Annotated in this window: 7 protein-coding genes; 3 read left to right on the top strand and 4 right to left on the bottom strand. The window is 48.0% G+C overall.

The window, feature by feature from the left end; genetic code table 11:
* The 3 genes from ACWA6V_RS09030 to ACWA6V_RS09020 form a co-directional block, all read left to right on the top strand.
* A partial coding sequence (locus ACWA6V_RS09030) for a S49 family peptidase (RefSeq protein WP_449522174.1) occupies window positions 1-649 on the top strand: 649 nt, incomplete at its 5' end.
* A gap of 51 nt (window positions 650-700) precedes the next feature.
* Window positions 701-1,756 carry a helix-turn-helix transcriptional regulator gene (locus ACWA6V_RS09025; RefSeq protein WP_449522173.1) on the top strand — a complete coding sequence of 352 codons (1,056 nt, stop codon included), beginning with the start codon at window positions 701-703 and terminating at the stop codon, window positions 1,754-1,756.
* A gap of 59 nt (window positions 1,757-1,815) precedes the next feature.
* Complete coding sequence (locus ACWA6V_RS09020) at window positions 1,816-3,204, top strand: amidohydrolase family protein (protein WP_449522172.1); 1,389 nt, start codon at window positions 1,816-1,818, stop codon at window positions 3,202-3,204.
* Window positions 3,205-3,309: 105 nt separating this feature from the next.
* Here ACWA6V_RS09020 and ACWA6V_RS09015 read toward each other — a convergent pair whose 3' ends face one another.
* The 4 genes from ACWA6V_RS09015 to ACWA6V_RS09000 form a co-directional block, all read right to left on the bottom strand.
* A complete protein-coding gene (locus tag ACWA6V_RS09015; RefSeq protein WP_449522171.1) occupies window positions 3,310-5,586 on the bottom strand; it encodes a PQQ-dependent sugar dehydrogenase in 2,277 nt (758 codons plus the stop codon).
* Window positions 5,587-5,800: 214 nt separating this feature from the next.
* Window positions 5,801-6,349: a gluconate 2-dehydrogenase subunit 3 family protein gene (locus ACWA6V_RS09010; RefSeq protein WP_449522170.1), complete on the bottom strand. Its 549-nt coding sequence runs from the start codon at window positions 6,347-6,349 to the stop codon at window positions 5,801-5,803.
* The gene (locus tag ACWA6V_RS09005) at window positions 6,346-8,037 is read right to left on the bottom strand and encodes a GMC oxidoreductase (RefSeq protein ID WP_449522169.1); all 1,692 of its coding nucleotides are present in this window, start codon (window positions 8,035-8,037) and stop codon (window positions 6,346-6,348) included. The genes ACWA6V_RS09010 and ACWA6V_RS09005 overlap by 4 nt, the downstream gene beginning before the upstream one ends.
* 38 nt (window positions 8,038-8,075) lie before the next feature.
* Window positions 8,076-8,952, bottom strand: an 877-nt coding sequence (locus ACWA6V_RS09000; RefSeq protein ID WP_449522168.1) for a hydroxypyruvate isomerase family protein, incomplete at its 5' end; no start/stop codon positions are given.

Raw genomic sequence — 8,952 nt, 5'->3', positions numbered from 1 at the left:
AGTCGCTGCATCCGGCGGTTATTGGATCGCAACCGCAGGCGATAAAATCTGGGCACAACCCACTACCATTACCGGTTCGATTGGCGTATACGGCGCATTCCCTACGCTGGAAAAATCCTTGCAAAAAATTGGTATTAACACTGACGGTGTCGGCACTACTGAATTAGCGGGCACTATGCGCCTTGATCGCCCACTATCAGAAAAAGCCAGCAAGGTTGTACAAATGGGTGTGGATAATATTTACCAGCGTTTTATCACACTGGTAGCCGATGCACGCCAACAGGAAGTGAAAGCCATTGATGAAATTGCCCAGGGCCACGTATGGACCGGCAATAAAGCCAAAGAAATCGGTTTGGTTGACGAACTGGGCACCCTGAACGATGTTATTACCGCCATCGCGCAAGAAGCCAAACTGAGCAGTTACAAAGTGGAATTTGTACAGCGCCCACTCTCACCCAAAGAAGAATTCCTGCGCTCACTCGCGCAAGGGCATGCGGGCACATTCGCACCAAAATCGTTGCTGGAAAATTTTGCATCGCTCAATGTATTAAACAATCTCGCACCCGCATTAAAACCGCTGAGCGATTTGCAACGCATGAATGACCCGCAGGGAATTTATGTGCAGTGTTTGGATTGCGTGGCACCTTAAAAGCGCATTAAAGAGATTATCAATTTAATGGATCTGGTAATACTGGTCAGTTTGTTAAATGCAGGGACGCTGTCTATCGCAGTGCTTGGCGCTTTGATGTTCATGATAACGCCCGCGTATCGCGGGATATGCTTACTACTCGCGTTGGTGAGCCTTGCAGCGTTAGCCAATCTACTGGAAGACCTACATATTTCGCGCGAGCTGCATTTAATTTCTCCCGTCTTTGTACTCGGCTACGGCCCCGCACTGTATTTTGCCGTCAAGCGACTGATTAATGGCCCTGTCGGTTATCAAGCGACTTGGCATTTTCTTCCCATGTTAGTGCTTTTACCTTTCACCGCCCATACGCAATCAATCATCGCTGTCGGCACCCTCTGGCGTATTGGCTACGCATTTCTAACACTAAAACTTATCATTGAATTTAATCGGCAGCTCACAACACAGCGTTCAGATGCAAACGAAGTTTCTTTAGCTTGGCTGGGATGGTTAATTGGTGCATCAACTTTTTTTAGGGCAATAGATTTGGTGAGACTTAATTTTCAGCCCGAGCTAGGTACAGCATTAAATATGATCGGTTATGCGACCTATGCTTTTATTTTTTTCACCGCCTTACTGCTACTCATCTTAACTCTCACCTATAGACGGGCTGGGTTAGAAACTTTAGCTGGTTCATCAATCGCCGAATCGTCTTTGACCAACACAGAACCTAAAAAGAACGAAGAATCTGCCGCAGATTACCAAAGCCTGTTTGCAATTCTCGATAAAGAAATCCGTGCGCAGAATTGGTATTGCCAACCTCGCCTAACCCTTGACCAACTCTCAAATTTATCGGGTATGGCGACAAGAGACATTTCCAGATGTATTAATCTGGTCGCGGGTATGTCGTTCAATGACTACATTAATCAGCATCGAATTGAGCAGATCAAACGCGCGTTACAAACTGACGATAACACCAACCTCACCGATCTTGCTTTTGCTGCAGGGTTTAGTTCAAAAGCAACGTTCAATCAGTCATTCAAGAAAGCAACAGGGATGACACCGAGCGAGTTTCGCAGCAAGCAATACGTACAGAATCAAGATTCCAGCCGTTTAGTATCAAGGGATTAGACGACCACAACCCACGCTCATGAAATAGTGCATCCAATCATTTACGAGGAAGCACTTTTATGAAAACGCCAACTATTGTTTTCACAGTCTTTATTTTATTCATTGCTGCAATTAACCACTTACCGAGCTATGCCAACGATTCCGGCAAAAAGCCTGGCTCACTGCTTTACATAGATAATGTACATATTGTTGATATTGACTCTGGCCAAATCATTAGAGACCGCCAGTTGCAAATACATAATGGCAAGATCACCGCTATTAAACCTGCCCGAACTCCGATTACAGAAGAACACCATATCCAACATGACGGCAAGGGATGTTACGTCCTGCCCGGGCTAATTGATATGCATGTGCATGCCTTCGACCCCGCTGCATTTACTATCGCGTTGTCCCACGGTGTTACCCATGTGCGGCTGATGAACGGCGTCAAAGAACATTTACAGTGGCGCAAAGAACTTGAAGCCGGCCACAGAATTGGCAGTACCCTAACTGTGAGCAGCCCCATTATTTCCGGTTTTAAAAATGCGCACACACACTACACAGCCCAAACGCCTGCTGAAGCAACCAAGGTTGTGGTAAAGGCCAAACAGCAAGGTTATGACCTGATAAAAGCCTATGGCAATTTGGATGCGCGGGTGTTGAAAGCCTTATTGCGCGAAGCCAAAAAACAGCATATTCCCGTTGCCAAACACGGCCCTCATCCAGCAATTGATATGGAGTGGAACGAGCTTGCAGGATTGCAGTCACTGGAGCATGTTGAAGATATTTTTCAAGGGCCACTGAATTATCAGCAGGATCAGCAGAAGTTGGACGAAGCCATTGTTAAATTAAAAATGCTGGACATACCGATTACGCCGACCTTGAATATTTTTTGGCAACTCACCGAAATCAGCGCGCAAAAACAAACCTATATCAACGCCTTACCGAAAGATTACATTTCACCCATTATCGCGCTGGAGGCAAATCAGAACCAAGTTAAACGCTGGCTCAAGAGTCCGACAGAGATGATTGAGCACAATCAAAAAACACTGGCGTTCTTGCAGGACATTACCTGGCAGCTGTATCAAGCTGAATTTTTGTTATTGGTCGGCTCGGATTCCGGCGAATTATTATCACCTCATGGCCTTGCTACTCATAAGGAGATGGAATTGATGCAGCAAGCCGGGCTTCCCACTATTGCAGTCTTGCGTGCTGCTACTATTAATGCAGCCAAAGCGCTGGAGAAAGAGTCACAATTGGGGAAAGTCGCTATCGGCTTTATCGCAGATTTGATTTTATCTAAACATAATCCGCTGGAAAATTTAACTACTCTTCAGAATCCCGATGCCGTTGTAAAACAGGGGCGTCTTTTCCCAAAATCAGAGCTGGAACAATTACGTCAAAAAGCGATTGATGAACGGAGCTTTTGGCAAGAGATGAATACGTTGCGCAAAGCGGGTGAGTTTTGATAGTTAATTTATTCGTCACTCATGCTAACGCAGGAGTGACGAAGGTTTCTGGATACCTGCTTTCGCTGGTATGACGAAATGTGTATTTACTTACCGTTTAGATTTTCATTGTGTGCAGCTTGCCAACCCACCAATCCATGCCGCTATAACATCCACAGCCTCTTGATCAACCACATGTGATGCTAACGGCGGCATTTGGTTTACATCTCGCACTTTCATACGCGCAAGCAATACTGAGCGCTCAGGTTCACCCTGTGCGAGAATGCGTGCATTACTAATTCCCAAATCGCCAGCTGCTGGCTGCACATTGCAGGTTTGTGTTGCGGCAAGCGCAGTGCTGTAGCGCAAATCCAAAGTGACTGGTGTAGGCCCGTTGGGGCTATGGCAATTACTGCAGTTGCTGTGCAAATAACTGCGTGCACGCTGCGCCAGGGTTGCGTTTTGATCGCCAAGCGAAAAAAGTGTTTGCGCTTTTTGAGTGGGAGTAATTGCAGAAGAAAAAAGATTGATATGGGTAAGCGTATCTAATTGATGTGCATTGATACCACTCGCGCTGTAGAGCATGGAATTATTTAATTGCAGGGTTTCCAAACCCAGTGAAAAATTCGCCGCCTGTGTGTGGCAAGTGAGGCATTGGCCGCGGCTGGGATATTGCCATTGCACTCCTTCGATTGATTTTTCTTTGGCATCGGCTAATAAGAGCGCGTCGGTTTGGTCGTCGCGCCATTCATAGCTAAAGCCTTGCCACCCAAACTCACCGCGTGCAAATAAACGTGTTTCGACAAAACGCTCATTCAATGTGAAATGTTTCATCAACACACTGCCAACTGGAAATAAAAAATCCCCATCAGTCGTTAAATCTATTTTGGTGTTATTGGGAAGTGCAAAGTATCGGTCTTTTTCTGCGGCATCTGACCAAAGTGGGCTGGCAACCGAGTAAGGGATCATTGCCGGTGCCGGTAGTGTTGGATTGGCTGAATTAACACAACCGGTTGCTGATAACCGCGCCGCCATAGTGCCCGGTTGCAATTGCCCTCCGGTCGCTTGCATTTTAACGATTTGTGAACCGGCACCCGATTGGCCAATCGCATAGAGTTCGCCTTGATTATCTTGCGCGAAGGACACTATATCGACCGGTACATTACCGTGACTGCTAACACTGATGTTGCCGTTACTATTGCGCGTAATTGATTGCATGGTATTCACGCAATAATCCGTGAAAAAATATTTCCCGTAAGCGGCAGGATATTGTGTACCACGATAAACATAACCGCCAATCACCGAGCAAACACCCGTGTTGTGGCTAATCGATAACACCGGTTTAATTTTATTCGCAGTGGAACAATTGGCGCGCTCGCTGTAGCAGAAATCGCCTTCCATATCGCCCCAACCGTAATTGCCGCCGCGCGTAACCAGATTCACCTCTTCCCATGCGCCCTGCCCTACATCACCCACCCAGAGTTCGTTGGTTTCGCGATCAAAACCAAAACGCCAGGGATTGCGCAAACCATAAGCCCAAATTTCTGGCGCGCCGCCAGTAACTGCGAAAGGATTATCAGCGGGAATCGCGTAATTGCGTCCGCCACTGGTGTTATTCACATCGATACGTAAAATTTTCCCAAGCAGATTGTTGGTGTTCTGGCCATTTTGTTGTGGGTCACCCCCACTGCCGCCATCACCGGAGCTGATATATAAATAGCCGTCACCACCAAATGCAATCTGCCCGCCGTTGTGATTGGAATAAGGTTGATTAAAACGTAGCAAAATAATTTCTGAATCGCGATTAATAATTCCATTGTTTGCCACATCAAATCGCGTCACCCGCGTTTCCATATTATTGTTGGCATTGCGCCCGATATAATTGAAATACACGTAGCGATTAGTTTCAAATTGTGGATGAAATACCATCCCCAACAAACCGGTTTCACCGCCGGAAAAATCCACACGGTCTTCAATATTCAAAATTTCCGTCAGCGCATTAGCCGTCGCATTATTTTGAAAACGCACCACCCTGCCGGGCTGACGTGTTGCGTACCAATAATTATTATCCCCCGGTGCCTGCAATAAATTTGTGGCATTGGAAATATTAGGGAGTGACGGAAATACCGCTTGCCAGCTAATACTGGTTGGGGTGCCGGAGTTAACAGGCGCCGGGGCAATACAGGTGGTATTTTGTGGCCGTGCGGACAAACCGGATAAGACACTGCTCGATGCCGACGACCCCGCGAGTGAACTGCCCATTGATGATTGAGCAACTGATGAACCAGCAACGGAATTTCCCTGCGAAGATTGGGCAGAGGAACCGTCACCGCCACCACCACCGCACGAAAAAAGAAATAGAAAACTGGATATAAACAATGATTTTTTTACGCAATTTTCCATGGTGATTACCTCGCAGAACATTGCCCGATACGGCGTATCTTTACGAAAGTCTGATCAATCACTATAGCGCTCTTTACTGATAGTGTTCTGTGGTCAATAGCTCATAAGATCGGTGTGCGCTCACTTTTTATCGCAACAAAAAACCCCGCGCAGAAAACTGGCGGGGTTGATTGCGCGGCGTGGAAAAATCACCGTTCCACTTTGCAGTATTTCTTTATTTAGTTGCCCAACCTCTATCGCCTACTTTGTAGGCCATGTTGCCGTCGAAACGACCAGGGATCGGAGCATGACGCAATACTTGCGTGCCCCCCACCTCTGACGTGAAGAAACCAAACAAAGTCAGTTGTTTGATCATAGTGAAGTAATGGATACCGCCTGCGGCAATATCCGCTTTTGCGGCACGATCAAGTTGGTTAACAAAATCTTCCCGCTCATTTTGTTGCAGATCCATAAAGCTGCGGCGGTAAGTTTTTTTGCAATTGTCCTCGCGCGTCATCAGGCCTTTATGAAAAATTGCCTGTTCATCCAGCGTGTAGCAATCCGTCACAAACACACTCATAAACTGGCCGACCTGTGCATCTTTGGCGCCCGGAGTGTCGGTGCGCGGCAGAATGGTTTCCGCAATTTCATCCAGGAGCGCAATATTTTGCGCAGAAAAACGAGCCGATGTCTGGGTGGCACAACCACTTAACAGTGCAGAACCACCAATCATGGCAGTACCAGTAGTAGCGGCAATCAGTTTTAATAATTCACGGCGATTCATGACAGATTCCCCTTTTTCAGTTCTTTTACCGCATGGTCCACAGCGCGTGCAGTCATTGCCATATAGGTCAGCGATGGATTTACGCAGGAGGCAGATGTCATGGCGGCACCATCGGTGACAAAGACATTGGGTGCATCCCACACCTGGTTAAAACCATTGAGCACGGAAGTTTTAGGGTCGCGCCCCATACGCGCTGTTCCCATTTCGTGAATGCCCATACCCGGTGAATAACCCCAATCGGCACCACCGACATTTTTAACGCCGGCAGCCTCAAGGATCTCAATGGCATCCTGCTGCATATCTTTGCGCATCGCCAATTCGTTTGCGCGGATCTCTACATCCATCGCCAATACGGGCAGGCCCCATTTGTCGGTAACCTTGCGATCGAGATAAATCCGGTTGTCGTGGTGCGGCAGCATTTCGCCAAAGGCTGTCATACCGATAGTCCATGCACCCGGTTCGGCCAGGGCATTTTTGAAATCTGCACCCACCCCCATTTCCGCCACATCGCGATTCCAGTCCTGGCGGCTGGCAGCGCCTTGGTAACCAAATCCGCGCACATAACTGCGCTTTTCATCGCCCAGGTTGCGGAAGCGGGGAATATAAAAACCCGCCGGGCGGCGACCGTAGTAATACTTGTCCTCGTAGCCTTCAACAATTCCACCAGCACCGACGCGGAAGTGGTGATCCATCACATTGTGACCCAACTCACCGCTGCTACTGCCCAAACCATCCGGCCAAATATCGGTGGCGGAATTCATCAAAATCCAGGTCGAATTAAAACTGGTAGCGTTGAGAAAGATCACGTTGGCAGTGAATTCATACGTCTGGTTGGTTTCTGCATCAATCACCTCTACACCGCGCGCGCGTTTTTTGTCTTTGTCATACAACACCTGACTGACAATAGAAAAGGGGCGCAGGGTGAGATTGCCCGTTTTCATGGCCGCTGGGAGCGTCGATGATTGGGTGCTGAAATAGGCACCGAACGGGCAGCCCAACCAACATTTATTACGGTATTGGCAATTGACCCTGCCCTGCTCCGGTTTGGGCTGGGTGATGTTAGCGGTGCGGCTATTGATCATCAAACGTTTGCCGCCGTAAGCTTTTTTGATTCTGGCCGCCACGTCTTTTTCGACGATATTGAGTTCAATCGGCGGTAAGAACTGGCCATCAGGGAGATGATCCAAACCTTCAAGGCTGCCAGAAATTCCTGCGAACCGCTCAACGTAATCGTACCAGGGCGCCATGTCTGAATAGCGAATCGGCCAGTCGACGGCGATGCCCTCGCGCAGATTGGCTTCAAAATCCATAGGGCTGAGGCGATAGCTTTGACGCCCCCACAAGAGCGAGCGACCACCGACGTGATAACCCCGGAACCAATCAAAGGGTTTCTTTTCCACATAAGGGCTTTCCTGTTCATTCGCCCACATGCCATAAGTTTCTTCATTGAGCACAAAATCGCGCTTTAACACCGGGTGATTGCGCTGCATTTCCTGCGTCGGGCGACCGCGATGCGGATAATCCCACGGTTCTTTGTGGGCATTGACGTAATCTTTGATGTGCTCAATATTGCGCCCGCGTTCGAGCAGCAATACTTTCAGCCCTTTTTCGGTGAGCTCTTTCGCCGCCCAACCGCCGCTAATGCCGGAACCAACCACAATGGCATCAAAGTGTTGTGTAGTAGACATAGATGTACCTCTGGATAAACCGACTTTTTTATAGGAAATTAAACATCGCAGATGCGGATTGCCGCTTTTAGCGATTCAATTTTTTCGTTGTCCGTTGCGCGCTTGGGCATAAACTCCTGCGCGACATATCCTTTGAAACCCGTTGCGTGAATAGCGCGAACAATCGCGGGGTAATACAGCTCCTGCGAATCATCAATCTCATTGCGACCCGGAACACCGGCCGTGTGGTAATGGCCAAAATACTGGTGATTATTTTGAATGGTGCGAATGATGTCGCCTTCGCTGATTTGCATGTGATAGATGTCGTACAACAATTTAAAATTGGGCGAATCCAAGCGTTTGCACAGCTCAATTCCCCATGCAGAGTTATCGGCAAAATAATCCGGGTGATCGACCTTGCTATTGAATAATTCCATTTGCAAAATCACGCCGCGCTTTTCCGCTTGTGCAAGAATTTTTTTCAAACCTTTTGTGGCTTGCTTTAATCCGTCTTCCGGATCTCTGCCGCGCGCATTGCCACTAAAACAAATCAGGTTTTTATAGCCAGCTTCGCTGACCAAATCGATATGCTTGCGATAATTTTCGACCAGCGGTTGATGAAATTTTGCATCGCCCCAACCATCTTCCAGATTTAATTCAGCACCATTACACATGGAGGAATCGACTCCATGCTGCTTGAGGATATGCCACTCACTGGGGCCCACTAAATCTATTGCCGAAAAGCCCAAACGTTTTACGACCAGACACAATTCTTCCAGCGACAAAAAATTAAACGTCCAGCGCGCAACTGAATGGTGAATATTGCCCCTGAGTGAAGCCGTTGGTGAAACCCCGCGGGTAGATGAAGGTGCCGTCGGGGATGAAGCGAGTACTGCCCCGAGCGCGGAAGGGCTGGAAAGCCCCAATGCACTGGCA

It is taken from the genome of Cellvibrio sp., assembly GCF_053579595.1.
The sequence above is the reverse complement of the archived record's forward strand: the minus strand, read 5'-3'. Positions and strand labels throughout refer to the sequence as shown.